The following is a 24,073-nucleotide window of genomic DNA, read 5'->3' as shown; positions in this document are numbered from 1 at the left end:
GGCTGCCGGGCTGCCCCCTATAGTCGGGGGATGGAACAACGGATTTTAGGCAGGACCGGACGGAACGTCTCCATCGTGGGGCTGGGCACCTGGCAGCTTGGCGCGGACTGGGGCAACGTGGACCCGGCCCAGGCCCAGGCCATCCTGGCGGCGTCCGCTGAGGCCGGTGTCACTTTCTTCGACACCGCTGACGTATATGGCGACGGCAAGAGCGAACAGGCAATCGGCAAGTTCCTGGCCGACAACCCCGGGCTGGACATCACCGTGGGCACCAAGATGGGCCGCCGGATGGACCAGCGCCCGGAAAACTACACGCTGGCCAACTTCCGCCAATGGGTTGACCGCTCACGGAAGAACCTGGGAACCGACACCCTGGACCTGGTCCAGCTGCACTGCCCGCCCACACCGGTGTTCAGCAGCAACGAGGTGTACGACGCCCTGGACACCCTGGTGTCCGAAGGCGCCATCCGCAATTACGGCGTCAGCGTGGAGCGGACGGACGAAGCACTGGAAGCCATCCGGCGCCCGGGAACGGCCTCGGTCCAGATCATCCTGAACGCCTTCCGGCTCAAGCCGCTGGACGAGGTCCTGCCCGCCGCGAAGGCAGCGGGCGTGGGGATCATTGCCCGCGTCCCACTGGCGTCCGGGCTGCTGTCCGGGAAATACACCAAGGACACCACGTTCGCGGACAACGATCACCGGAACTACAACCGCGACGGAGGCTCCTTCGATGTGGGGGAGACCTTCTCCGGGGTGGACTTCCAGCTTGGCCTGAAGGCTGTGGCCGAGTTCGAGCAACTGGTTCCCTCCGGCGCCACCACCGCCCAGGCCGCCATCGCCTGGATTGCCGCACAGGACGGTGTCACCACCGTGATCCCCGGTGCCCGCAACGTGGACCAGGCCGTGGCGAACGCTGCCGCCGCGTCCGTGGCTGTCACCGATGAGTTCGGCGAGGGTGTCCGCTGGATCTACGACCACTACTTCCGCGAGGCCATCCACCCGCGCTGGTAGCCGGGATTCCAGGTCCGGACAGTTCCATGCGGCCCGCGGACAGCGTCGACGCGTTCATTGGCGCGCTCGCCGCCGTGGAGCCGGGCGCCGACTGGACCAACTTCTTCGACCACACCGTGCCGGAGAATGCGCTGCGCCGTTACAACCTGAAGCTTTATCTGCAGGAGATGCTGGAACGCCGCCCAACGGTCCTGCTGGTGGGCGAGGCGCCGGGCTTCCGGGGCATGCGGATTACCGGCGTGCCCTTCACCAACCGGACCATCTTCGAGGGGCCGGCCAACAGCTTTGGGCTGTTCGGGCCCGGCAAGGGATACATCCTGCCGCCCGAGGCTGCGGGGGTTGCGGCGGAACCCACGGCTACGGTGATGTGGGAAGTCCTGGCCGAACTCGGCGTCCTGCCGCTGCTGTGGAGTGCATTCCCGTGGCATCCACACAAGCCGGGGCAGCCGCTGACCAACCGCACGCCGCGGCCGTCCGAAGCGGCCCTGGGCACCCCGTTCTGGCAGGCACTGGCGCAGCTCTTCGCTGTCCGCACCATAGTGGCCGTGGGTAACGTGGCCCATCGCAGCCTGCTCCGGAGCGGAGTGGATGCGCCCAAGATCCGGCACCCGGCCCACGGCGGCCGGGCCGGTTTCAAGGGCGGGCTGGAGCAGCTGCTACTGCAGTAGGCGCAGCTGGTCCGGTGTATCGACGTCCTCGCCGGTGGACTGGTCGCTGCAATCCACCTCATCCACCAGTTCGGGGTGGGCGCGCAGGAAACCGCGGGCCCCGGCGTCGCCGGTCACCGTTGCGGCGACAGCCGCCCGCAGAGATGAGTCGATGAGCAGTGGATGGCCGCGCTGGAGGTGGCTGCCGGGACCGCCGTCAGGGAGATCCCGACGGCGGTAAGCGGCGGCGGTGATCCGGCCCGGGCGGTGGACGGCGAGCAGCCGCGCCACCGTTTCCGGCGTGAGCCCGGGCTGGTCCACGAGGGCCACCAGCAGGTGGTCCGCAGGGTCTGCTTTCTTTTCGCCGAGCAGGAACGAACTTCCCATGCCGGACAGCCAGTCCGGATTGACGGCGGTCCGGAACCGGCCCAGATCGGCCGCCGCGGCAACCTCCGCGGCACCCGCGCCGAGGACCACCACCACGTCCCGGCAGCCGCCGTCGAACAGTGTTCCGGCGATGGCCTCAACCAGCGGCCGCCCGCGGTAGGGCAGCAGCGCCTTCGGCCCAAGGCCCAGGCGTGTCCCGGCCCCCGCGGCCAGCACGATGCCCGTGGTGCGCCGCGTCTGCCCGCTCCCTGTTGTCATACCTGCACCCTAGCCATAAAGGCGGCCGGAGCAGTTCCCTCGGAAACTGTCCCAGCCGCCTTGATGTCCATCAGGCACTGCATTGTCAGGCGTCGCCGCCCACACCGCCGGTGGTGCCGGCGGTGACGTCCAGGAGCTTGTACCGGTCCATGGCGTAGGCAGGCGCACCCGCCTCAACGTCACCCCTGGCTGCGAGCATTTGCAGCGCCTTCACCACGATGGAGTGGGTGTCGTTTTTGAAGTAGCGGCGGGCTGCTGCGCGGGTGTCGGAGAAGCCGAAGCCGTCGGCGCCGAGGGTGGCGTATTCGTTGGGGACGAATTGGCGGATCTGGTCGGGGACGGCTTTCATGTAGTCGGAGACGGCGACGACGGGGCCGGTGGCGCCTTCGAGTTGTTGGGTGACGAACGGGACCCGGGCGGGTTGTTCGGGGTTGAGGAAGGCTTCTTCTTCGGCGGCGAGTCCGTCGCGTCGGAGCTCGTTCCAGGAGGTGACAGACCAGACGTCGGCGGAGACGGACCAGTCTTCGGCCAGGATGCGCTGGGCCTCGATGGCCCAGGGCACTGACACGCCGGAAGCAAGGATCTGCGCCTTGGGTCCTTCAACGCCCGACGCCGAAACCCGGTGGATACCGCCCAGCACACCCTGCACATCCAGGTTTTCCGGCTCGGCGGGCTGCACGATGGGCTCGTTGTAGACCGTGAGGTAGTACATGAGGTTTTTATCCGACGCCGTTCCGGTGCCTTCGCCGCTTGCGGCCTCCCCATACATGCGTTCGAGGCCGTCGCGGATGATGTGGCCCATTTCGTAGCCGTAGGCGGGGTCGTAGGTGACCACTGCCGGGTTCGTCGATGCCAGCAGGGGGGAGTGTCCGTCGGCGTGCTGGAGGCCTTCGCCGGTGAGGGTGGTCCGTCCTGCGGTGGCGCCGATGATGAAGCCCCGGGTCATTTGGTCCGCTGCTGCCCAGAAGGCGTCGCCGGTGCGCTGGAAGCCGAACATGGAGTAGAACACGTAGACCGGGATCAGCGGTACGCCGTGGGTGGCGTAGGCGGTGCCGGCGGCGGTGAAGGCTGCCACGGCGCCGGCTTCGTTGATGCCGGGGTGGATGAGCTGGCCGGCGGGGGATTCCTTGTAGGCCAGGACGAGGTCGCGGTCCACGGAGAGGTAGTTCTGGCCCTTGGGGTTGTAGATCTTCGCCGTCGGGAAGAACGCATCCATGCCGAACGTACGGGATTCGTCCGGCACGATGGGCACAATCCGGTCCCCGAACTTCTTGTCGCGGAGGAGGTCCTTGAGCAGGCGCACGAAGGCCATGGTGGTGGCGGCCTGCTGTTTCCCGGAACCTCGCTTGGCCGAATCGTAGGACTTGGCGTCCGGCAGCTCGACGGCCCCATGCTGTGAACGGCGTTCCGGAACCGACCCGCCAAGGGCCCTCCGGCGTTCATGGAGGTAGGCGATTTCGGGTGCATCGGCACCCGGGTGGTAATAGGGAGGACGGTAAGGATCGGCATCCAGTTGCTCATCCGACACAGGGATGCGGAGGTAATCCCGGAAGTCCTTGAGGTCCTCCACCGTCAGCTTCTTCATCTGATGCGTGGCATTCCGGCCTTCAAACCTGGGTCCGAGTCCGTAGCCTTTGACGGTTTTGGCGAGGATGACGGTGGGTTTGCCTTTGAATTCGGTGGCGGCTTTGTAGGCTGCGTAGACCTTGCGGTAGTCGTGGCCGCCGCGTTTGAGGTTCCAGATCTGGTCATCGGTGAGGTCCGCGACCATGTCTTTGGTGGCGGGGTCCTTGCCGAAGAAGTGTTCGCGGACGAACCCGCCGGATTCGGCCTTGTAGGTCTGGTAGTCCCCGTCGGGGGTTTCGTTCATGATCTTCACCAGGGACCCGTTGGTGTCCTGGGTGAGGAGGTCATCCCATTCCCGGCCCCAGACGACCTTGATCACGTTCCAGCCCGCGCCGCGGAAGAACGCTTCGAGTTCCTGCATGATCTTCCCGTTGCCCCGGACCGGCCCGTCGAGGCGCTGGAGGTTGCAGTTGATCACGAAGTTCAGGTTGTCCAGGTTCTCGTTCGCGGCGAGCTGGAGCAGGCCTCGGGACTCGGGCTCGTCCATTTCGCCGTCGCCCAGGAACGCCCAGACCTGCTGGTCGGAGGTGTCTTTCAGGCCGCGGTTGTGCAGGTACCGGTTGGACTGGGCCTGGTAGATCGCGTTCATCGGGCCGATACCCATGGACACGGTGGGGAATTCCCAGAAGTCCGGCATCAGGCGCGGGTGCGGGTAGGAGGACAGCGCGTGGCCGGCCCGGGACTTTTCCTGCCGGAACCCGTCCAGGTCCTCCTCCGTGAGGCGGCCTTCCATGAACGCCCGGGCGTACATGCCGGGGGAGGCGTGGCCCTGGAAGAAGACCTGGTCCCCGCCGCCGGGGGCGTCCTTGCCGCGGAAGAAGTGGTTGAAGCCGACCTCGTACAGGGTCGCAGCACCGGCGTAGGTGGAGATATGCCCACCCACCCCGATCTCGGGCCGCTGCGCCCGGTGCACCATGACCGCGGCGTTCCACCGCATGTACGCCCGGTACCGGCGCTCGTACTCCTCGTTGCCCGGGAACGGTGCTTCCTGGTCCACGGGGATCGTGTTCACGTAATCGGTGGTGGTCACCATCGGCACCCCGACACTCTGCGCGCCCGCACGCTGCAGCAGGCTCCGCATAATGTACTGGGCACGCTCGGTACCCTGTTCCCGGATCAACGCATCCAGGGACTCAACCCACTCCGCAGTCTCTTCCGGATCACGATCAGGCAGCTGGTCAGTCAACCCGCTGAGGATATGGGAGGTATCTTCTCCTGCAGCCACGGGAGCCTCTTTTCATCTTCGAATGGCCCATGTTTTCGTATTGTGAGAAAACATTTCTGTATGACGAGATTATCCGCGAGGTGAGGGTCCGGTCAATGCGGCCGCCCGCCACTTCCACCTATGGCCGCGGCTGGGGCCTTGCCAACCATTTGTGACTGTTCGCGCGGGCGGCATTGCCTTGACGGTACGTGACCCAGGTCATACGCTGGTTTTCACTATTCAATATCTCGATTCCGCAGAGTGGAATAACAGAAACGACAGGGGCCAGCAGCGCTGATTCCCAGGTCGGTCTCACCACCCCGGAAGCCCCAACGAATTGAGACCCCCTTATGAAGACCCCTCCTTCGGCGGGCGTTGACGCGGCCCAGGACCTGACAGCGCCGTCAGTTGCTCCCACCCATCCGTCCGTCAGCGTTGACGACCTGTGCGACGCAGCAAGCGCAGCATCAGGCAAGAGCATCAGCCCCACCCTCTACAACGTGGACCTTGCCCCCACCAAGCGTGAAGGCCGCAGCTGGACCAGCTACAGCATCTTCACGCTGTGGGCCAACGATGTGCACAGCCTCGGAAACTACGCCTTCGCCATCGGCCTGTTCGCCCTCGGCCTCGGTGGTTGGCAGATCCTCCTGGCACTGGGCATCGGAGCGGCGCTGCTGTTCGGACTGCTTACACTCTCGGGCTTCATGGGCGTCAAGACCGGCGTCCCCTTCCCGGTGATGAGCCGGATCAGCTTCGGCATCAGGGGAGCCCAGATCGCCAGCCTCCTCCGCGGCGCGGTCGCTGTGGCCTGGTTCGGCATCCAGACGTACCTTGCCTCCGTCGTGTTCCGCGTAATGCTCGTGGCCATGTTCCCCGCTTTGGCCGACCTGGATAAAGACTCCATCCTGGGGCTGTCCACCCTTGGCTGGGCCGCGTTCCTGGTCCTCTGGGTGGTGCAGCTGGTCATCGTGAGCTTCGGCATGGAGATGATCCGCAAGTACGAAGCCTTCGCCGGGCCCGTCATCCTGGCCACCATGGCAGCCATGGCCATCTGGATTTTCATGGAAGCGGGCGGGTCCATCGCCTGGTCATCGAACAACGCCCTGGAAGGGCTGGACATGTGGCGGACCATCTTCGCCGGCGGTGCCCTCTGGGTATCCATCTACGGCACGTTCGTGCTGAACTTCTGCGACTTCACCCGGTCCGCCGTCTCCAAGAACGCAGTGGTGCGGGGCAACTTCTGGGGCATCCCCATCAATATGCTGCTCTTCGGTGCCATCGTGGTGGTCATGGCCGGCGGCCAGTTCAAGATCAACGGCACCATCATCCAGAGCCCGTCGGACATCGTCCAGACCATCCCGAACACGCTCTTCCTGGTCCTGGCCTGCCTGGCCCTGTTGATCCTCACCATCGCAGTCAACCTGATGGCCAACTTCGTAGCCCCCGTGTACGCCCTGACCAACCTGTTCCCCACGCGGCTCAACTTCCGCCGGGCCGCCGTCGTCAGCGCCGTCATCGGCCTGGTGATCCTGCCCTGGAACCTCTACAACAACCCCCTGGTCATCCTCTACTTCCTGGGCGGCCTCGGTGCGCTGCTCGGCCCGCTGTTCGGCGTGGTCATGGCCGACTACTGGCTGATCCGCCGCGGCAAGGTCAACGTTCCGGAGCTTTACACAGCTTCACCCGACGGCGCCTACTTCTACCGCAACGGCGTCAACCCGCGGGCCATCACCGCCATGGTGCCGGCCGCCGTCGTGGCCCTATGCATCGCCTTTGTTCCGGCGCTGGCCGCCGTGGCGCCCTTCGCCTGGTTCTTCGCGGCCAGCATCGCCGCAGTGGTGTACTACTTCGCTGCCGACCGGACGCAACGGCTGGAAGACCGCGACGGCGAGTCCATCGCCGTCGCCAGCACCCACTGACCAGGGTCCACCCACCGGCGCCCACCGCCGCAGCCCCGCAAAGGAAACACCATGCGCATCCTCGTTGCCAACGTCAACACCACCGAGTCCATGACCGAATCCATCGCCGCCTCTGCCCGTGCGGTTGCCGCGCCGGGCACGGAGATCGTGGGCATCACGCCCCGCTTCGGCGCCGACTCCTGTGAGGGAAACTTCGAAAGCTACCTGGCGGCCATCGCCGTTATGGACGCGGTGACGTCCTACCCGGAGCCGTTCGATGCGGTGGTCCAGGCCGGCTACGGCGAGCACGGCCGGGAAGGGCTGCAGGAACTCCTGGACGTCCCGGTGGTGGACATAACGGAGGCCGCGGCCAGCACCGCCATGTTCCTGGGCCACAAGTACTCCGTGGTGACCACCCTGGACCGCGCCGTACCGCTCATCGAGGACCGGCTCAAGCTCGCCGGCCTGGACGCCCGTTGCGCCTCGGTCCGGGCGAGCGGCATGGCGGTACTGGAACTTGAGGAAGAGCCGGAGCGGGCCGTGGAGGCGATCGTCGGCGAGGCCATGCGGGCCGTCACCCAGGACAAAGCTGAGGTGATTGTCCTGGGCTGCGGCGGGATGGCCGGCCTGGATGAGCAGATCCGGCAGCGCGCAGGGGTTCCCGTGGTGGACGGCGTGGCCTCGGCCGTCACCATCGCGGAGTCGCTGGTGCGGATGCGGCTGTCCACCTCCAAGATCCGGACCTACGCTGCGCCCCGGCCCAAGACCGTCATAGGCTGGCCGCTGAACAGCGCCGGAACGGCAGCACAGCTGCAGAACACACGGCCGTAGGACCCGGCTGCAGGACAACCAGCTGCAGAACAACCAGCCGCAGAACAACCAGCCGTAGAACGAGGAGCACACGTGAGCATGTCCCACTCCGAAGGGCGGGTGGCCGTCGTCACCGGCGCCGGCTCCGGCATCGGGCGGGAGGTGGCACGCCAGATGCTGGCCGACGGGTACCGGGTGGTCCTTGCCGGCCGGCGGGAAACTCCGCTCAAGGAAACCGCGGCAGACCATCCCGGCGCGTTCGTGGTGGCGTGTGACGTCTCCCGGCCGGACGACGTCGAACGCCTCTTCGCCGCCGCCCTGCAACGGTGGGGCCGCGTGGACGTCCTGTTCAACAACGCCGGCGTGTTTGGCCCCGCCGCGAGCGTGGACGAGATCAGCGTGGACGACTGGAACGCCACCGTGGCCGTAAACCTGACAGGGTCCATGCTGTGCGCGGCGGCCGCGGTGCGTGCCATGAAGGCCCAGGAACCTCAGGGCGGCCGGATCATCAACAACGGGTCCATCGCGGCCCACTCGCCCCGGCCGCGGACCGTCGCCTACACGGTGACCAAACACGCCATGACGGGCCTGACCAAGAGCATCGAACTGGACGGACGCGGGTTCGGGATCACCTGCGGGCAGATCGATATCGGCAACACCAGCACGGAGATTATGGACACCATCGGCGTGGGCTCCGGTGCGCTGCAGGCCGACGGAACCCGCCGGGTGGAACCGACCTTTCCGGTGGCGGACGCGGCCCGTGCGGTACTGATGATGGCCAACATGCCGGCGTCGGCCAGCGTCGGCTCCGTGGTGGTGACGGCCGCGGGCATGCCCTTCATCGGCCGCGGCTGACCGGCCCGGGCCTCCCCGCGGCTATGCTCAGCACATGACCGCAAACAGGGGGCTTGCTCTTTTCCGATTCTGGTTCGCATTGCTGGGGTTCGTGGCGGTGCTCTTCCAGTTCCTGCACCTGGTGCAGAACGTTCCGGGAGCCAGTGCCGGAAACTACTTCAGCTACTTCACCATCGAGTCCAACATCATCGCCTTCGTGACCCTGGGCATCGCCGGCTGGTACGCCTGGCAGGGCGCCAGCCCGCGCTGGCTGGAGCTCCTCCGCGGTGCCGCCACCGTGTACATGACCATCACCGGCATCACCTACAGCCTCCTGTTGAGCGACATCGACGTCAACACCCCCATCCCGTGGGTCAACGTGGTCCTGCACTACACCGTGCCCACCGTGATGGTGATCGACTGGCTGGTGGACCTGCCCAGGGAACGGATCCCTGTCCGGACCTCCCTGGTGTGGCTGGCGTTTCCGCTGCTGTACCTCGTCTACAGCCTGCTCCGCGGCCCGTTGGTGGGCTGGTATTCCTACCCGTTCCTGGATCCGCGGAGTTCCGGCTACGGCACTGTTGCGGTGATGTCCCTGCTGATTGCCGTCGGAGCCTTTGCCTTCGCGGCCGTGGCCGCGCTGTCCACCCGGTTGCAGAATTCGGTGCCGCATCCCGCGAGTGTCCCAGTGGAACAGCAGGCGCAGCCCTAGAGCGGCAGGAGGCCCGACAGGTCTGCGCGGAGACCTGACGCGGCCACCTTGCCAGCCCCGACAGCGTCCGCCCAGGCAAGCCCGCCGGTGGCCATCGCAAGCCAGGTGGCGGCGTCGCACTCTATGACGTTCGGCGGTGTGCCGCGGGTGTGCCGCGGCCCTTCCACGCATTGGCTGACGCCGAAGGGCGGCACCCGGACCTCCACGGAGTTGCCCGGCGCGCGGGCGGTGACTTCCTCCAGGGTGTAGCGCACGGCAGTGGCCAGGACGGTCCGCGGGAGGGGAGCGTCCGACGGCGACCGGGCCGCTTCCAGCCACGCGTCCAGGGCCGCTTTGCCTTCCTTCACGTCGACGCGGCGGCGGGCGGTTGCCATGGTTCCATCCTTAGTTCCGGTGGCGGTTCGATCAATGCGGGTCGGTCAGCGCGGCGTCGGTCAGTCCAGGAGAGCGGAAACCGCGGGGCCCAGGCGGATCCTGCCCACGGGACGGCCGCCGCCCAGCACGGGGTCCACCACCTTTTCGAGGACGCTGGCCACACCCGGGATTTCCACGGCGCCTGCAGCGGCCAGCAGCGTCAGCGCCACCAGGGAGGTGGCACGAAGGTTCCCGTCGAGGATCTTGACGGCCACCGAGACACCCTGCGGGGTGGCCATGGCGAGCACGCCCTCGGCGCCGATCTTGGCAATGACCTCCAGCTCATCCATCACCAGGGTGTTGGCCTCGCCCCGGCCCTGCACCGCCCACGGGTAATCGAGCATGGACGTGGCAATGGTGGCGGCGCGGGCGTTGGAGCTTTGGTCGCCGGGGGCCTTGGCCAGGAGGGAATACCCCCGCGCCAGTCCCTTCAGGGACAGGGCCGCCACCGGTGCGCCGCAGCCGTCGATGCCCAGATGCGCGATCTTCTCGCCGGTGTATTCCTCGATGACGCTCCGCACGCGCTGCTGCAGCGGGTGGTTCGGCTCAAGGTAGCTGTGCGTGTCCCAGCCGTTTTCGGTGCAGGCCCAGAGGAACGCGGCGTGCTTGCCGGAACAGTTGAAGGCGAGCCGGGATTTGCCCTTCTCGGAGCGGACCAGCCAGTTGCGCGCCGTTTCGTCCTGCGGCCATGCTTCGGGGCACTGCAGCTGGTCCTCCCGCACCCCGGCGGCCTTCAGCATTCCCGCCACCACGTCCATATGGTCCAGTGAGCCCGTGTGGCTGCCGCAGGCAACGGCCACCTGGGCTCCCCGCAGCGGGACGCCGGACTGCATGGAGGCCAGGGCCTGGAACGGCTTGAGGGCAGACCGCGCGTAGATGGGGGTGTTGATGTCGCCCAGCTCCGTCACCACGGATCCGTCAGCGGAAAGAAGGACTGCCGAGCCGATGTGCCGGGACTCCACGAAGCCGCTGCGCTCGATTACGGCCAGTTCGACGGCGGAGTCCACGGTAAAGGTGGCGTGGGGATTGTGCGGCATGCTGCCAGTCTAGGGGGAACCCCCGGGCCGGACCGGCCGACGCGGCGTCACTCCACCGTGACCATTACGGACTGCCAGCCCGAGGCGCCGTCAGGGACGGGGTCCGCGCGCTGCTCGGTCTGCACCTCGCCTGTGCCGTCCGTGGCGCGGACCTTGATGTAGTGGGGGCCCTTCGTGGCGTCCCATTCGTAGGACCACTGCCGCCAGGTCACCAGCGATGCTTCGGTGGACAGTGTGGCCTCCACCCAGTCCGCGTTGTCGATCTGGATTTCCACTTTGGTAATGCCCCGGGTCTGGGCCCAGGCAGTCCCGCCCACGGCAACCTTTCCGGCGGGGACCTTGGCGAAGGACTTGGGCACGTCAACCCGTGCCATGGTCTTGATGGGCCCGCGTTCGGACCAGCCGCGTTCGGTCCAGTACGCCTTGCTGTCCGCGAACCGGGTGACTTCCAGGTCCACCACCCACTTGGTGGCGGAGACGAACCCGTACAGGCCCGGCACCACCATCCGCACCGGGTAGCCGTGCTCCAGGGGCAGCGGCTCGCCGTTCATGCCGATGGCCAGCATGGCGTCCCGGCCGTCCTGCAGTACTTCCAGGGGCGTGGACGCACTGAAGCCGTCGATGGAGGTGGAGAGGACCATGTCAGCGCCGTCCTTGGGCTTGGCCCGCTTCAGCACCTCCCGGAGCGGCAGTCCCAGCCACTTCGCGTTGCCCGCCAGGTTTCCGCCCACCGGGTTCGAGACGCAGGTGAGGGTTACATGCGATTCGATCAGGTCGGCGTCGAGCAGGTCCTGGAACGTCAGGCGCACCTCTTCCTCCACCAGGCCATGGACCCGCAGTTCCCAGTCGTCGGCATTGATCTCGGGAACGCTCAGGGCAGTGTCGATGCGGTAGAAGTCGTTGTTGGGGGTCACCCACGGCGGCGCACCGTCCACGGGGGACTGGACGCCGGCGGGAATGGCAGGGGCAGCCGTGGCTGGCGCGGGGAGCTGGAGCGCGTCCCGTGCCTTGGCGATGTTGCTGCGTGCGGCGCCGAGCAGCCGGCCGCCCGTGGCCGCGACGCCGGCCGCAACAGCGGTGATTCCGGCCGCGGCGAAGAACCTCCGGCGGCTGCTGCCTGCGCTCCCAACCCGTGCATCGGCGTCGTCCGCCAGGTCTGCAGGCGCCTCGGGCCAGGCCTTCAGGGCCTGCACCCGGTTCACCAGGAAACGGAGCACGGCCACACCCGCGAGGGTCCCGAGGACCGCGGGGATGGCATCAGCGGCCGAAACACCCGCCCGCGTCACCACGCACGCTACGATCACGGCGCCCATGAACAGGACGCCCAGGACGCCCAACGCCCACTTCCGGTATGCCACGACACCCAGGACGCAGGCCAGGACGGTGATGGTCAGGCCCATGCCGACGAACAGGGCCGCCTTGTCATTGGTGCCGAACGTGGCGATGGCGAAGTCCTTCAGCCACCCCGGGGTGAAATCGATGAACGTGGAGCCCAGTGCAAAGAGCGGTGTGGCGCGGGCGGTGAAGAAGGCGCCGAGCAGCTCCGCCACGGCCAGTACGACGGCGGCAGCCACCACACCTGCCAGCGCAGCCAGGGGAGCGGGTCCAGTGAGGCGGTTCCGTAGCGTTGTCATGGCAGGTGTTCGGAGCGGGACAGGCCTGCGGATGGCAGCGGGCGGCAAGGACACAGCTTAGGAGCGGGCAGGGTCCACAAAGTACCCTTGGAGACTGTGAAGGTACTCGTCATCGGCCCCGGAGGCCGCGAACACGCCATTGTCCGCTCCCTGCTCGCCGACCCCAACGTGTCCGAGGTCCACGCAGCGCCCGGTAACGCCGGCATCAGCAAGCTGGTCCCCACGTACAAGATCAACGGCAACGATCCGGACGCCGTCGCGAGGCTGGCCACCAAGCTGGCCGTCGACCTCGTGGTGGTGGGACCCGAAGCGCCGCTGGCCGCAGGCGTGTCCGATGCTGTCCGTGAGGCGGGCATTCCCGTGTTCGGCCCCAGTAAGGCCGCCGCGCAGCTGGAAGCGTCCAAGGCGTTCGCCAAGGAGATCATGGCCGAGGCAGGTGTGCCCACGGCCATGGCCCTGGTGGCCACCAACGCCGAAGAGGCCGCGTCCGCACTGGACACCTTCGGTGCCCCCTACGTGGTCAAGGACGACGGCCTCGCCGCCGGCAAGGGCGTGGTGGTCACACGCAACCGCGAGGAAGCCCTGGCCCACGCCCAGTCCTGCTTCGACGCCGGCGGGTCGGTGGTGATCGAGGAATTCCTCGACGGCCCCGAGGTATCGCTCTTCGTCCTCTGCGACGGGCACAACACCGTGGCACTTTCGCCCGCCCAGGACTTCAAGCGCATCTTCGACAATGACGAAGGCCCCAACACCGGGGGCATGGGCGCCTACACCCCGCTTGAGTGGGCCCCCGAAGGCCTCGTCCAGGAAGTCATCGACCGGGTGGCCCAGCCCACCGTCAACGAAATGGCCCGCCGCGGCACGCCTTTTGTGGGCGTCCTGTTCGTTGGCCTGGCCCTGACCTCCCGCGGCACGCGGGTCATCGAATTCAACGTCCGCTTCGGCGACCCCGAGACCCAGGCCGTCCTGGCACGGCTCAAGACGCCGCTGGGCTCCCTGCTCCTCTCCGCCGCCAAGGGCGAACTGGAGACCGCCGAAGAGCTGCGCTGGTCCAAGGACACCGCCGTCGCCGTCGTGGTCGCGTCCGAAAACTACCCGGACACTCCGCGCACCGGGGACCGGATCCGCGGCCTCAAGAAGGCCGAGACGCTGGACGGCGTACACGTCATCCATGCGGGAACGGCATTGGACGACGACGGCAAGGTAGTTTCCGCCGGCGGCCGCGTCCTGGCGGTGGTCGCCCTGGGCAGCGACCTGGTGGAGGCGCGCGAACGCGCCTACGACGGCGTGGAACTGGTCCAGCTGGACGGCGGACAGTTCCGCAGCGACATCGGCCGCAAGGCCGCCCGTGGCGAAATCAAGGTGCCGTACGCCGCCACGGGTGCGCTGCCCATCACGAAAGCGAAGGCCTAGCATGAGCGAAACTCCCGCATCCCGCGGCTTCAGCAGCGCCGGCACCCTGGACCTGCCGGGCTGGACCCACGTCTATTCCGGCAAGGTCCGCGACCTGTATGAGCCCGCCGACGAGTCCGTCAAGGAGCGCGTGGGCCAGGACTGTGTGCTGGTGGTGGCCAGCGACCGGATCAGCGCCTACGACCATGTGCTCTCCAGCGAGATCCCGGACAAGGGCCGCATCCTCACCCAGCTGAGCCTGTGGTGGTTCGACCAGCTGGGCGTGGAGCACCACGTCCTGGGCTCCACCGTCGAAGAAGGGGTCCCCGCCGAAGTCGAGGGCCGTGCCATGATCTGCAAGAAGCTGGACATGTTCCCGGTGGAGTGCATCGCCCGCGGCTACCTCACCGGATCCGGGCTGCTCGAATACCGGGCGTCCGGCACCGTCTGCAACATCCCGCTGCCGGACGGCCTGGTGGACGGTTCCCGGCTGGAGCATGCCATCTTCACTCCGTCGGCAAAGGCAGCTGTTGGCGAGCACGACGAAAACATCACCTACGACGCCGTCGTGGCGCTGGTGGGGGATGACATTGCGGCCCGCCTGAGCGAACTGACGCTGAAGATCTACACCACCGCGGAAAAGATTGCCCGCGAGCGTGGCATCATCCTGGCCGACACCAAGGTGGAATTCGGCTATGACGCCGTCTCCGGTTCCATCACGCTGGGTGACGAGGTCCTGACGCCGGACTCCTCACGGTTCTGGGACGCCGGCACCTACCAGCCGGGGCAGGCCCAGCCGTCCTACGACAAGCAGTATGTCCGGGACTGGCTGACGTCCGCCGAATCCGGCTGGGACCGGGCCTCGGATACGCCGCCGCCCGCACTTCCGGCTGAAGTGGTGGAGCGCACCCGCAGCCGTTACGTCGAGGCGTACGAGAAGATCACGGGCAAGACCTTCGCCTGACCGGGCCCCGGCTGCCCGCTCCGGCTTGGTGCTGCTGCGCTAGCTGGCCTTCGCAGCGTTGGCGGCGCGCCGTTGGGCCAGCTTGATCTCCAGGACCGCGTCCAGTGCCTGCTGGACGCGGTCCGCCGCACCTGCTGCACTGAAGGCCTTCTGCGCTTCCTGGAGGTGGATCAGCGCCTCTTCCGACTCACCGGCGGCCTTGAGGGACTTGCCCAGCAGCAGCGAAACCTCGCCTGCCGTGTGTTTGGCCAGTGAGGCCCGCTCGGCATGGATTTCGCGGAGCTTTTCGACGGCGGCCACAATGTCCCCGGTCAGGTACAGCCACCGGGCGCGGATGAAGGCTACCTCAAGCTGATCCGACTTGTTGCCGCCCACGATGGACAGGGCCAGCTCGGCCCGCTCGATGGATGACAGGGTTTCCGGTTCCACGATCCCCGAGGAGAGCCGTACCGCGGCGGAGGCCTTGTTGAACCGTGCCCACAGTTCGATGTCGTTGGCGGGGGAGAGCAGGCGTGCCGCGCGCTCGTGGTGCTTGATGCCCTCCTGGTAGTCGTGGCGCATGAAGGCCACGTTGCCGATCACCCAGGCGACCTCACCGGCCAGCTGCGACATGGAGTGTTCGTCCACATGGTCGTTCATGTCCTGGCAGTACTTCCAGGCCTCATCCAGGCGGCCGCTTTCGGCCAGGGCGCCGATCAGGGCCCGGTGTGCGCCGATGATGAGGGTGGAACCCTTGGGCAGCTGCGCGCAGAGTTTGACGGCCTCCAGGGCGTGGTCCACCGCGGCGCCGAGCTGGCCCTGGCCCTGGCAGATGCCGGCGAGCATCTGGCGGGCGCGGACAGCGAGCCCGGCCGATTCGGTGGCCATGGGGTGTTCCAGGAGGTGCTGCATGATGCGCTGGCATTCCTGCCAGTTGCCCTGCTTGATCAGGCATTCGGCCTGCATGTAAGTCATGTTCCACCAGGCGCTGGTGTTCCTGCCGTCCAGCGCGATCTGCGCGGCCGTGGCGGCGTGGCTGGCGGCGAGCGGGTAATCCCGCAGGTCCCAGGCCTGCCGGGCGTACAGGCCGGCCAGGACGTATTCGGCGTCGCTTACCGAGATGGGCTGGCTCCAGGCTTCCAGTGCCTTGGGTGCCAGCTCCAGCCTGCGTGCCAGCTCCTCGATCACTTCGGCCGTGGGTTCCCTCCGGCCGGTTTCGAGCAGTGAGATGTAGCTGGGTGAATACAGGTCCTTGCCCAGTTCAGCCTGCGTCAACCCCCGTTCGAGACGCTCCGCGCGGAGCTTCTCCCCGAATCCGTTGCCCACGGCGTTTCCTCCTCTTCCGGACAGTCTTTCCACCAAATGCTTGACAGTCCCTGTGGAAAACATTTTACAATGTATGTCAACAAGGACAGTGCTGGCTTTGTAACGAATCCGACTCGTATTGAGGAACCTATTTATGTTGAAGAAGATCGCAACAGCGGCTGCGCTGGCCGGTGCCCTTGCTTTTTCTGCTGCGGCTCCGGCCGTACTGTCCGCCGGTTCCATTGCTGATTCCACCGGTACTTCGGTAGCCGTTGGCAACTGGCCGGACCCGATGTCCAAGAAGGTCAAGGACACCAAGAAGGACACCTCCGGTACCACGTACACCACGTACGTTGGCAACTGGCCGGACCCGATGTAACAGCTTCCTCAACCAAGGAGGCGAGGACAGCCCCGGAGCATTGCTCCGGGGCTGTTTCCTTTAACCCGGCCCTGCCCGGGCTTCGTGCGTCTTCGCCGCTAAGCAACGTGGCAGGTAAAGCAAAAGAGGGCCTCCGCAAGGAGACCCTCTTTCAGTGTGGTCGGGATGACAGGATTTGAACCTGCGACCTCTTCGTCCCGAACGAAGCGCGCTACCAAGCTGCGCTACATCCCGATCCGTTGCCCAAAAGCAACTTTACAAGAATAGCCGATGCTGGGTCCCGATGCGAAATCGTGGGCGACTTCAGACCAGTGAGTCCTTCCACGCCCCATGCAGGTCCGCAAAACGTCCGCCGCCGCCGATCAGATCCGCCGGGCTGCCGTCCTCGACGATGCGGCCGTCATGGACCACCAGCACCCGGTCCGCGGTTTCCACGGTGGACAGCCGGTGGGCGATGATCAGCGCTGTCCTGCCGGCGGAATCGCTGCCTGCCAGGAGCCGTGCCAGCCCGCTCTGCACCAGCCGCTCGGACGGGATGTCCAGGGACGAGGTGGCTTCGTCCAGGATCAGCACCGCAGGCCGGGCCAGAAACGCCCGGGCGAAACTGATGAGTTGCCGCTGGCCCGAGGAGACCCGGCCGCCGCGCTTGTTGACGTCCGTGTCGTAGCCTTCCGGCAGCTGCAGGATGAAGTTGTGGGCACCCACGGCCTTGGCGGCGTCCTCGATTTCGTCCCTCGACGCCTCGGGACGGCCCAGGGCGATGTTGTCCGCCACCGAGCCGCTGAACAGGAAGGCCTCCTGGGTGACCATGACGATGTTGCGGCGCAGGTCCGTGCTGCTGAGGTCCCGCAGGTCCACCCCGTCCAGGGTCAGGGTCCCTGACGTGACGTCGTAGAAGCGGGCGATCAGCTTGGCCAGCGTGGACTTTCCGGCGCCGGTCTGGCCCACCAGGGCCACGGTTTGCCCGGCGGGGATGTGCAGGTCCAGCCGGGGAACCACCAGCGGGCCGGAGCCGTAGCGGAACTCCACGCCGTTGAAGTCGATCCCGCCGCGGGCGTTTTCCAGGGCCACCGGATTCTTCGGCGGCCGCACGGTGGGGACCTCCTCCAGCAGGCCGGAGACTTTTTCGAGGGCCGCCTGGGCGCTTTGGAACGAGTTGTAGAACATTGCCATCTGGTCCACGGGCTGGAAGAAGCGCTTGGTGGAAAGGATCAGGGCCAGCAGGACGCCGACGGCGAGGTCCCCGGAGAGGACCCGGAATCCGCCGAACAGCAGCACCACCGCCACGCATACGTTGCCGATCAGCACCAGGCCCGGCTGGAAGATGCCGTTGAGGTTGATGGAACGGACCGTCACCTTGCGGTAGTCCTCGGCCAGCTGCCCGTAGGTCTCCGCGTTCTCGCGTTCCTTACGGAAGGCCTTGACGGCGCGGATGCCGGTCATGGTCTCCACGAAATGCACGATCAGCCGCGCGGACACCACCCGGGATTCCCGGAAGGCGATCTGCGAGTGCTTCTGGTACCAGCGGGCCAGGAAGAACATCGGCACCCCGGCTGCAAGGACCAGCAGGCCGCTGCGCCAGTCCAGGGCGAAGACGGTCACTGCGGTGAACACCATGAACAGCAGCCCGGAGGCCAGCGAGCTGACGCCCGAATCCAGGAGTTCGCGAAGGGCCTCGAGGTCTGAGGTCTGCCGGGCGATGATCCTGCCGGAGGTGTACTTCTCGTGGAACTCGAGGCTGAGCCGCTGGGTGTGCCGGAAAACGCGCACCCGCAGGTCCAGCAGCATTGCCTGGCTGAGCCGCGCAGTGGAGGTGACGTACAGGGCGGTGAGTCCCGCCGTCGCCACCGCTGCCAGCAGGTACGCGACGCCGGTGAACACCAAGGGCAGGTTGTCTCCGGCCTGCAGGGCGGGCAGTGCGCGGTCGATGCCGAAGGCGATCAGCGCCGGGCCTGCCACGCGGGCGGCCTGGGAGAGGACCACCATGGCGATGGTCAGCCAGAACCGTACCCGGACCGGGCGTATGAGCGAGCGCAGCAGGGCCAGTGAGCGGCGCCGTACTGCGCGGCTGTCGCTCTTGCTGAGGTGGGCGTTGTCTTCGTTGGCGGTACCGAACGTTGCTGTGCTCATCGGGTCACTTCCTCGGCCTGGTCCTCGAGCTCCGACAGTTCGGAGTCCAGGTCCCGCGGCTCCTGGTCCAGGCTGGCGATGACGTAGCGGTAGTGGGCGTTGCTTGCCAGCAGCTCGGTGTGTGTTCCAACGGCGGCGATCCGGCCGTCCTCCAGCAGGGCCACCCGGTCCGCCAGCGCCACGGTGGAGGGGCGGTGCGCCACGATCAGTGTGGTGGTGTCCTTCAGGACCTCCCGGAGGCGTGCCTCCACGAGTTCCTCGGTGTGCACGTCCAGCGCGGAGAGCGGGTCATCGAGCACCAGGACGCGGGGCCGGGCGGCGATGGCACGCGCCAGCGCGATCCGCTGGCGCTGGCCGCCGGAGAGGCTGAGCCCTTCCTCGCCGATGAGGGTGTCCACGCCCTCGGGCAGGGAGTGCGCGAAGTGGGCCTGGGCAACGTCCAAGGCCTCCTCCAGGACGTCGTCCGTCCGTTCCCGGGCACCCAGGAGGACGTTGTCCCGGACCGAATTGGAGAAGAGCGTGGTGTCCTCGAAGGCGACGCCCACTAGCCGCCGCAGCTCTCCGACGTCGAACTCCTTCAGGTCCACGCCGTCGATGGTGATGGAACCGTCGCTGACGTCGTACAGGCGGGGGACCAGTTGGATCAGGGCGCTCTTGCCGCTGCCGGTGATGCCCACCAGAGCCATGGTTTCCCCGGGGCGGACCTCGAGGTTGATGTTCTTCAGGATGGGTTTGTCCGGCGCGTCCTCGAACGCGAAGGAGGCGTTGTTGAAGCGCAGCGTTCCCGCCAGCGTGGCGGGTGTGCGGGGCTGGGGCGGGCTGGTGATGGTGTTCTGCGTGTCCATCACCTCGTAGTGGCGGTCGATGGCGGTCTTAGCGGTGAGCGCCATGGCCAGCAGCATTCCGGAGAACTCCACGGGAGAGGCGATGACGGCTGCCGTGGCGAAGAAGGCAACCAGCGAACCGATGCTGAGCTGGCCGCTGGCGCAGAGCATGACGCCTACCACCAGTCCGGCGCCCAGGGCGAGCTCGGGGAGCAGGGTGACCACCATGGTGAAGGTCGCCTGGTGGCGGGCCTTTTCGATCTCTGTCTGGCGGAGTTCCTCCGCCTGCTCGTTGAAGTTCTCCAGAGCCTCCCGGCTGCGCCCGAAAGCCTTCAGGACGCGGATGCCGTGAACGGACTCCTCCACGGTGGTGGCAAGGTCGCCGGCCTGGTCCTGGCTGCGCCGTGCAACTTTGCTGAACCGGGTGCGGAACCGGAAGCTGTTGATGGTGATGGGAACGGCGGCGGCCAGGAAGATCAGGGCCAGCTGCCAGCTCATGGCGAACATGGCCACGATGCCGATGATGACCGTCAGTGTGGTGACCACCAGCATGATGGCGCCGAAAGCCATCCAGCGGCGGAGGAAGTTCAGGTCCGTCATTGCGCGGGACAGCAGCTGCCCGGAACCCCACCGGTCGTGGAACGATACGGTCAGGTCCTGCAGGTGGTCGTAGAGGGACACCCGCATCCGGGTTTCGACGGTGGTGGCCGGGTTGATGACGAACTGGCGGCGCAACGCCACCAGGCCCGCTTCTGCCACACCGAGGACCAGGATGACGCCGGCCGAGATCCACACAGCATCGGATGCGCCGCCGGGCTTCAGTGATTCGTTGACCAGCACCCGCAGGACCTGCGGGATGGTGAGGGCCACGATACTTGCCATCAATGCGCAGAGGAGCCCGAGCAGCAGCCGGGGGATGATGGGCCGGACATGGGGGTAGAGACGGCTTATTGACCTGAAAAATGGAGTTTGCTTCGCCATGCCCGCTTCTAAAGCTCTAAAACGAATGTAGTTTCCCGTAGCAACTACCCTATGCCATCACGTGAGACGATTCACAGGATCCAGAGCACATCAGCCAGCTTGCTGACTTATTGCATTCCGTAATGCCCGTTGCCCTATCAGATCGGGCATCCAAAACCCAGTTTTGGGTGCCCGATCTGATGGGCAACGGTGGTCAGGAAGGGGAGGTGAGGGTCAGCAGGACGGCCTCGGGGCGGCAAGCGATCCTGACTGGAGCAAAGCGCGAAGTGCCGATGCCGCCGGAGACGTTGACCGGCGTCGTACGTCCGTTGCTCTGCCAATCGTTCAGGCCCTTGGCGCGCCAGGTGGGGAGGTCGCAATTGGAGACGAGCGCACCGTAGCCGGGGATGCAAAGCTGCCCGCCGTGGGTGTGGCCGGCCAACAGCAGGTCCGCACCCTCGTCCGTGAAGTGGTCCAGCACCCGCTGGTAGGGCGCGTGGATGACGGCCACCCGGAGGTGGTCCTTGGCGTCCTGGTTCCGGGTTCCGCGGGGCCAGCCTGCGTAGCGCTCCCGGTTCAGGTGGGGATCATCCACGCCGGAGAAGTCGAAGCGCATGCCGTTCAGGACCAGCGACTGGTTCCGGTTGGTCAGGTCCACCCAGCCGCCCATTCCGAAGCCGGACCGCAGCCGCGGCCAGTCCAGGGCCACCGGCTTGGGCTTGGCTTTGGACGGACCCATCAGGTAGGAAGCGGGGTTCTTGAAGGTGGGGGCGAAGTAGTCGTTCGAACCCGGGACGAAGACGCCCGGGAACTCCATCAGCGGCTTGAGGGCAGCCAGGAGCGGATCCACGGCCTTGATGTGGCTGAGGTTGTCTCCGGTGTTCACCACCAGGTCCGGACGGAGGGTGGCCAGCTGCTGGAGCCAGGCAGCCTTCTTGTCCTGGCCCGGAACAAAGTGGATGTCGCTGAGGTGCAGGATGCGGAACGGATCCCTGCCGGGGGGAAGGATGGGCAGCGTCTCTTCACGCAGGCCGAACTGGTTCTTCTCCCACAGGCCGTACCCGAAGGCGGCCAGCCCGGCCGCTGTCCCTGCTCCTGCGGTTACGGCAAAGCCGCGCCCGATAGTCCGGGCGCGGCTTACCAACGTGTCCATGGTCATGGCCGGCTAGTCTTTCCCGCTGCCGTTGCCATTCCCGTTGCCGTTGTTGCTCGGCTGGGGGGCTGGCTGGCTTGCTGCCGGGGCGGACGGTGCCTGCGTGGCCTGTGGAGCAGTGGTGGCCGGAGTGGTGCTCCGGGTGGTGCCGTTCACCAGGTTGCTCGGCGGTGCCGGGAACGGGTCGGTACCGTAGCCCGGGGCAATCTGGGACATGTAGTTCGAGAACATCGGCCCGGCAATCATGTACCCGTCAATGCCCTGGTAGAACTTGCCGTTGACGGTGATGTTCTGGCCCGGGCGGCCCTGGGCGCCCAAAGCGTCACCGAACCAGGTGGCGGTGGCAAGGCCGCTGGTGTGGCCAACAACCCAGGTGGAGCCGTTGTTGTTGGACGTACCCGTCTTGGCGCCGATGGGGAAGCTGGTGCGGGTGGAGATCCGGGGCTGGATCAGCGAACCGGAGCCGCGGTTCAGGACTTCCTGAAGTGCGTAGTTCACGCCGCGGGCAACCTCGGGCTTGATGGCGTCCCGGCAGTTGGTGGACTGCGCAGGCAGCTGCTTGCCGGTAGCGTCAGTGACGGACGTGATGGCGATGGCCTCGCAGTACTTGCCGTCGTTGGCGAACGTGGCGAACGCGCTGGCCATGGTCAGCGGCGACGTCTGGGTGGAACCCAGCAGGTTGCCCAGCAGGTTCATGTCGATCTTCGGGTTGGGATCCGAGCCGTCTGCCGAGGGCAGGCCGCTGTGGAGTCCTACAGCGTCAACCACCTTCTGGATGCCGCAGAAGTCCAGCTGGGCTGCCGAAGCGAACGTGACCGTGTTGATGGAGTTGTAGAGGCCTTCCAGGACGGAGAGGTTCCTGTACCACTGCGGCTCGGCGTTCTGCAGGTCGTCGGCGGTGCCGAGGCCCGCGTTCTTCTGCGCGGTGCTGTAGCCGCCGGTTACCTTGCCGCAGGTGTTCCGCCACGGGAAGCTCAACGGGTACACCCGCTGGGCGGCGTTGACCACGGTGTTCATGGACTTGCCCTCATTGAGCCACTCCGCGAACGTGAACGGCTTCATGGTGGAACCGGGCTGGAAACCACCGATGCCGTTGAGGTCGTTGCCGTCCTTGTCCATCTGGTCCACGTTGAAGTTCAGCTGCGAATCGAACCCCTGGTTCGGCAGGAAGGTGGTGTTCTGGGCCATCGAAATGATCTTGCCCGAGTTCGGCTGGACGGACACCAGGGCGGCGCCCCACTTGTCGGGGTTGGCACCTGCGGAAGCGTTGACCTGGTCCTGGGCAACAGCCTGGGCCTTCGGGTCAAGCGTGGTGGTGATGGTCAGGCCGCCGCCGTAGATCAGGCGCTGGCGTTCTTCTCGTTCGGCGCCGTAGGCCGGGTTGTTCTCCAGCAGGTGCAGGATGTAGTCACAGAAGTAGGGGGCGGAGGACGCGTACGCACAACCCTGCTTGGGCTGGGTCACCTTGGGCTCCACCGGGGTGGCCACTGCGGCGTCGTGTTCTTCCTTGGTGATCTTGCCCTGGTTCAGCATCAGGCCCAGCACCAGGTCGCGGCGCTGCTTGGAGCTCTCCGGATTGGTGATGGGATCAAAAGCGGAGGGGCTGTTCACCAGGCCGGCCAGGAGCGCTGCCTGGGGGAGCGTCAGATCCTTGGCGGTGGTGCTGAAGAAGTACCGCGAGGCGGCTTCGATGCCGTACGCGTCGCGGTTGAAGAAGACGATGTTGAGGTAGCCCTCAAGGATCTGGTCCTTGCTGAACTCCTTTTCGAGGGCGATGGCCAGCTTCATCTCGCGGAGCTTGTCGCCCACGCCCTTGTTGACGCCGTTGAGCTTAATCTGGTCCTCGTTGCCTTCGGCGGCGAGGTTGGCGTTCAGCACGTTGTTCACGTACTGCTGCGTGATGGTGGAGGCGCCCTGCTTGTTGCCGCGGGCGGTGGCAGCCAAGGCACGCAGGATGCCGGTGGTGTCCACACCCCCGTGCTCGTAGAAACGGCTGTCCTCGACGGCGATGACAGCTTCCTTCATGAACGGGGAGATCTGGTCCAGGGCAACCTTGGTGCGGTTTTCCGTGTAGACGCTGGCGATCTCGCTGCCGTCCGCGGCCAAGATCCTGGTGGTCTGGTTGGGCGGATCGACCTTCAGTTCTGCCGGGAGGGTGTCGAAGAACTCGATCGAACCGCTCGCTGCGCTGCCGGAGACGGCAGCGGCCGGCACCAGGAGGCCGGCCACCAGGACACCGCAGACAGCACTCACGCCAAGGAAAATGAGGATCTTTCCGAGGGTGGTGGCAGTGTCGAATAAGGGGTTCTTACGAGTTGCCATGTTTTCCACTTTACCGGCAAGGACTAGTCTTTCTCTCATGACCAAATGGGAGTACGCGACGATTCCGCTCATTATTCACGCCACGAAGCAGATCCTGGACCAGTGGGGAGAAGACGGCTGGGAGCTCGTCCAGGTCGTCACAGGACCGGACGGAAACGGCCTGGTTGCCTACCTCAAGAGGGAGAAGCAGTAG

The 24,073-nt window shown here is 66.4% G+C and carries 20 protein-coding genes and 1 tRNA gene; 10 read left to right on the top strand and 11 right to left on the bottom strand.

Annotated elements, in window-relative coordinates:
- Positions 1–30 precede the first annotated feature (30 nt).
- Together BLT71_RS17925 and BLT71_RS17920 are read left to right on the top strand one after the other, a co-directional pair.
- Positions 31–1,011 (top strand): aldo/keto reductase, encoded by a 981-nt coding sequence (locus BLT71_RS17925; protein WP_056078168.1) that lies wholly within the window; start codon positions 31–33, stop codon positions 1,009–1,011.
- A 26-nt stretch (positions 1,012–1,037) separates the two neighbouring features.
- Positions 1,038–1,679: a uracil-DNA glycosylase gene (locus tag BLT71_RS17920; RefSeq protein WP_091723021.1), complete on the top strand. Its 642-nt coding sequence runs from the start codon at positions 1,038–1,040 to the stop codon at positions 1,677–1,679.
- On the opposite strand, the gene nboR is transcribed toward BLT71_RS17920, so the two are convergent.
- Positions 1,668–2,303 (bottom strand): nicotine blue oxidoreductase, encoded by a 636-nt coding sequence (gene nboR / locus BLT71_RS17915; RefSeq protein ID WP_091723018.1) that lies wholly within the window; start codon positions 2,301–2,303, stop codon positions 1,668–1,670. The genes BLT71_RS17920 and nboR overlap by 12 nt on opposite strands.
- An 85-nt stretch (positions 2,304–2,388) precedes the next feature.
- Positions 2,389–5,154: a pyruvate dehydrogenase (acetyl-transferring), homodimeric type gene (gene aceE, locus BLT71_RS17910; protein WP_091723016.1), complete on the bottom strand. Its 2,766-nt coding sequence runs from the start codon at positions 5,152–5,154 to the stop codon at positions 2,389–2,391.
- 329 nt (positions 5,155–5,483) lie between these two features.
- Here aceE and BLT71_RS17905 point away from each other — a divergent pair, with 329 nt between their 5' ends.
- From BLT71_RS17905 to BLT71_RS17890, 4 genes are all read left to right on the top strand, one after another.
- On the top strand, positions 5,484–7,052 hold the full coding sequence (locus tag BLT71_RS17905; RefSeq protein ID WP_091723014.1) for an NCS1 family nucleobase:cation symporter-1: 1,569 nt from the start codon (positions 5,484–5,486) through the stop codon (positions 7,050–7,052).
- Positions 7,053–7,103: 51 nt separating this feature from the next.
- Entirely contained in the window at positions 7,104–7,862 is a 759-nt protein-coding gene (locus tag BLT71_RS17900) for an aspartate/glutamate racemase family protein (RefSeq protein ID WP_091723012.1), read from the top strand.
- 78 nt (positions 7,863–7,940) lie between these two features.
- Positions 7,941–8,696 carry an SDR family oxidoreductase gene (locus BLT71_RS17895; protein ID WP_091723009.1) on the top strand — a complete coding sequence of 252 codons (756 nt, stop codon included), beginning with the start codon at positions 7,941–7,943 and terminating at the stop codon, positions 8,694–8,696.
- Positions 8,697–8,730: 34 nt separating this feature from the next.
- Positions 8,731–9,387, top strand: a complete 657-nt coding sequence (locus tag BLT71_RS17890; protein WP_091723007.1) for a Pr6Pr family membrane protein — start codon at positions 8,731–8,733, stop codon at positions 9,385–9,387.
- Here the strand turns inward: BLT71_RS17890 and BLT71_RS17885 are convergent.
- The 3 genes from BLT71_RS17885 to BLT71_RS17875 are packed head-to-tail and all read right to left on the bottom strand — an operon-like array spanning position 9,384 to position 12,472.
- On the bottom strand, positions 9,384–9,761 hold the full coding sequence (locus tag BLT71_RS17885; protein ID WP_091723004.1) for a sterol carrier family protein: 378 nt from the start codon (positions 9,759–9,761) through the stop codon (positions 9,384–9,386). The genes BLT71_RS17890 and BLT71_RS17885 overlap by 4 nt on opposite strands.
- A 60-nt stretch (positions 9,762–9,821) precedes the next feature.
- The gene (locus BLT71_RS17880) at positions 9,822–10,838 is read right to left on the bottom strand and encodes an asparaginase (RefSeq protein WP_091723001.1); all 1,017 of its coding nucleotides are present in this window, start codon (positions 10,836–10,838) and stop codon (positions 9,822–9,824) included.
- A 47-nt stretch (positions 10,839–10,885) separates the two neighbouring features.
- Positions 10,886–12,472 (bottom strand): molybdopterin-dependent oxidoreductase, encoded by a 1,587-nt coding sequence (locus BLT71_RS17875; protein WP_091722998.1) that lies wholly within the window; start codon positions 12,470–12,472, stop codon positions 10,886–10,888.
- Positions 12,473–12,568: 96 nt separating this feature from the next.
- On the opposite strand from BLT71_RS17875, the gene purD reads away from it, so the two are divergent.
- Positions 12,569–13,885 (top strand): phosphoribosylamine--glycine ligase, encoded by a 1,317-nt coding sequence (purD, locus tag BLT71_RS17870; protein ID WP_091722996.1) that lies wholly within the window; start codon positions 12,569–12,571, stop codon positions 13,883–13,885.
- A gap of 1 nt (position 13,886) precedes the next feature.
- Positions 13,887–14,828, top strand: a complete 942-nt coding sequence (locus tag BLT71_RS17865) for a phosphoribosylaminoimidazolesuccinocarboxamide synthase (protein ID WP_091722994.1) — start codon at positions 13,887–13,889, stop codon at positions 14,826–14,828.
- A gap of 39 nt (positions 14,829–14,867) precedes the next feature.
- On the opposite strand, the gene BLT71_RS17860 is transcribed toward BLT71_RS17865, so the two are convergent.
- Positions 14,868–16,133: a helix-turn-helix domain-containing protein gene (locus tag BLT71_RS17860; RefSeq protein ID WP_091722992.1), complete on the bottom strand. Its 1,266-nt coding sequence runs from the start codon at positions 16,131–16,133 to the stop codon at positions 14,868–14,870.
- Between the two features lie 133 nt (positions 16,134–16,266).
- Between BLT71_RS17860 and BLT71_RS17855 the strand changes: the two genes are divergently transcribed.
- The gene (locus tag BLT71_RS17855) at positions 16,267–16,491 is read left to right on the top strand and encodes a hypothetical protein (protein ID WP_056078631.1); all 225 of its coding nucleotides are present in this window, start codon (positions 16,267–16,269) and stop codon (positions 16,489–16,491) included.
- A gap of 157 nt (positions 16,492–16,648) precedes the next feature.
- Here BLT71_RS17855 and BLT71_RS17850 read toward each other — a convergent pair.
- The 5 genes from BLT71_RS17850 to BLT71_RS17830 all read right to left on the bottom strand — a co-directional run bounded on the left by BLT71_RS17850 (position 16,649) and on the right by BLT71_RS17830 (position 23,880).
- Positions 16,649–16,725: transfer RNA gene (locus BLT71_RS17850), tRNA-Pro, on the bottom strand.
- Positions 16,726–16,794: 69 nt separating this feature from the next.
- On the bottom strand, positions 16,795–18,621 hold the full coding sequence (locus BLT71_RS17845) for an ABC transporter ATP-binding protein (protein WP_091722989.1): 1,827 nt from the start codon (positions 18,619–18,621) through the stop codon (positions 16,795–16,797).
- Positions 18,618–20,426, bottom strand: coding sequence for an ABC transporter ATP-binding protein (locus tag BLT71_RS17840; protein ID WP_091722987.1), 1,809 nt, complete (start codon positions 20,424–20,426; stop codon positions 18,618–18,620). The genes BLT71_RS17845 and BLT71_RS17840 overlap by 4 nt, the downstream gene beginning before the upstream one ends.
- Before the next feature lie 193 nt (positions 20,427–20,619).
- Positions 20,620–21,564, bottom strand: a complete 945-nt coding sequence (locus BLT71_RS17835) for a metallophosphoesterase (RefSeq protein WP_091722984.1) — start codon at positions 21,562–21,564, stop codon at positions 20,620–20,622.
- Positions 21,565–21,570: 6 nt separating this feature from the next.
- Positions 21,571–23,880: a transglycosylase domain-containing protein gene (locus BLT71_RS17830; RefSeq protein WP_091722981.1), complete on the bottom strand. Its 2,310-nt coding sequence runs from the start codon at positions 23,878–23,880 to the stop codon at positions 21,571–21,573.
- 37 nt (positions 23,881–23,917) lie between these two features.
- Here BLT71_RS17830 and BLT71_RS17825 point away from each other — a divergent pair, with 37 nt between their 5' ends.
- Positions 23,918–24,073 (top strand): DUF4177 domain-containing protein, encoded by a 156-nt coding sequence (locus BLT71_RS17825; protein ID WP_011693223.1) that lies wholly within the window; start codon positions 23,918–23,920, stop codon positions 24,071–24,073.

The sequence above is a fragment of the Pseudarthrobacter equi genome (genome assembly GCF_900105535.1).
Classification (GTDB): Bacteria; Actinomycetota; Actinomycetes; order Actinomycetales; family Micrococcaceae; genus Arthrobacter; species Arthrobacter equi.
The sequence above is the reverse complement of the archived record's forward strand: the minus strand, read 5'-3'. Positions and strand labels throughout refer to the sequence as shown.

Coding starts and splice junctions, on each gene's coding strand:
- BLT71_RS17920 (WP_091723021.1), top strand. CDS start 1,038: ATGCGGCCCGCGGACAGCGTCGACGCGTTCATTGGCGCGCTCGCCGCC.
- BLT71_RS17865 (WP_091722994.1), top strand. CDS start 13,887: ATGAGCGAAACTCCCGCATCCCGCGGCTTCAGCAGCGCCGGCACCCTG.
- BLT71_RS17825 (WP_011693223.1), top strand. CDS start 23,918: ATGACCAAATGGGAGTACGCGACGATTCCGCTCATTATTCACGCCACG.
- BLT71_RS17900 (WP_091723012.1), top strand. CDS start 7,104: ATGCGCATCCTCGTTGCCAACGTCAACACCACCGAGTCCATGACCGAA.
- nboR (WP_091723018.1), bottom strand. CDS start 2,303: ATGACAACAGGGAGCGGGCAGACGCGGCGCACCACGGGCATCGTGCTG.
- BLT71_RS17905 (WP_091723014.1), top strand. CDS start 5,484: ATGAAGACCCCTCCTTCGGCGGGCGTTGACGCGGCCCAGGACCTGACA.
- BLT71_RS17830 (WP_091722981.1), bottom strand. CDS start 23,880: ATGGCAACTCGTAAGAACCCCTTATTCGACACTGCCACCACCCTCGGA.
- BLT71_RS17855 (WP_056078631.1), top strand. CDS start 16,267: ATGTTGAAGAAGATCGCAACAGCGGCTGCGCTGGCCGGTGCCCTTGCT.
- BLT71_RS17895 (WP_091723009.1), top strand. CDS start 7,941: ATGTCCCACTCCGAAGGGCGGGTGGCCGTCGTCACCGGCGCCGGCTCC.
- BLT71_RS17835 (WP_091722984.1), bottom strand. CDS start 21,564: ATGACCATGGACACGTTGGTAAGCCGCGCCCGGACTATCGGGCGCGGC.
- BLT71_RS17845 (WP_091722989.1), bottom strand. CDS start 18,621: ATGAGCACAGCAACGTTCGGTACCGCCAACGAAGACAACGCCCACCTC.
- BLT71_RS17885 (WP_091723004.1), bottom strand. CDS start 9,761: ATGGCAACCGCCCGCCGCCGCGTCGACGTGAAGGAAGGCAAAGCGGCC.
- BLT71_RS17880 (WP_091723001.1), bottom strand. CDS start 10,838: ATGCCGCACAATCCCCACGCCACCTTTACCGTGGACTCCGCCGTCGAA.
- BLT71_RS17840 (WP_091722987.1), bottom strand. CDS start 20,426: ATGGCGAAGCAAACTCCATTTTTCAGGTCAATAAGCCGTCTCTACCCC.
- BLT71_RS17875 (WP_091722998.1), bottom strand. CDS start 12,472: ATGACAACGCTACGGAACCGCCTCACTGGACCCGCTCCCCTGGCTGCG.
- BLT71_RS17890 (WP_091723007.1), top strand. CDS start 8,731: ATGACCGCAAACAGGGGGCTTGCTCTTTTCCGATTCTGGTTCGCATTG.
- BLT71_RS17925 (WP_056078168.1), top strand. CDS start 31: ATGGAACAACGGATTTTAGGCAGGACCGGACGGAACGTCTCCATCGTG.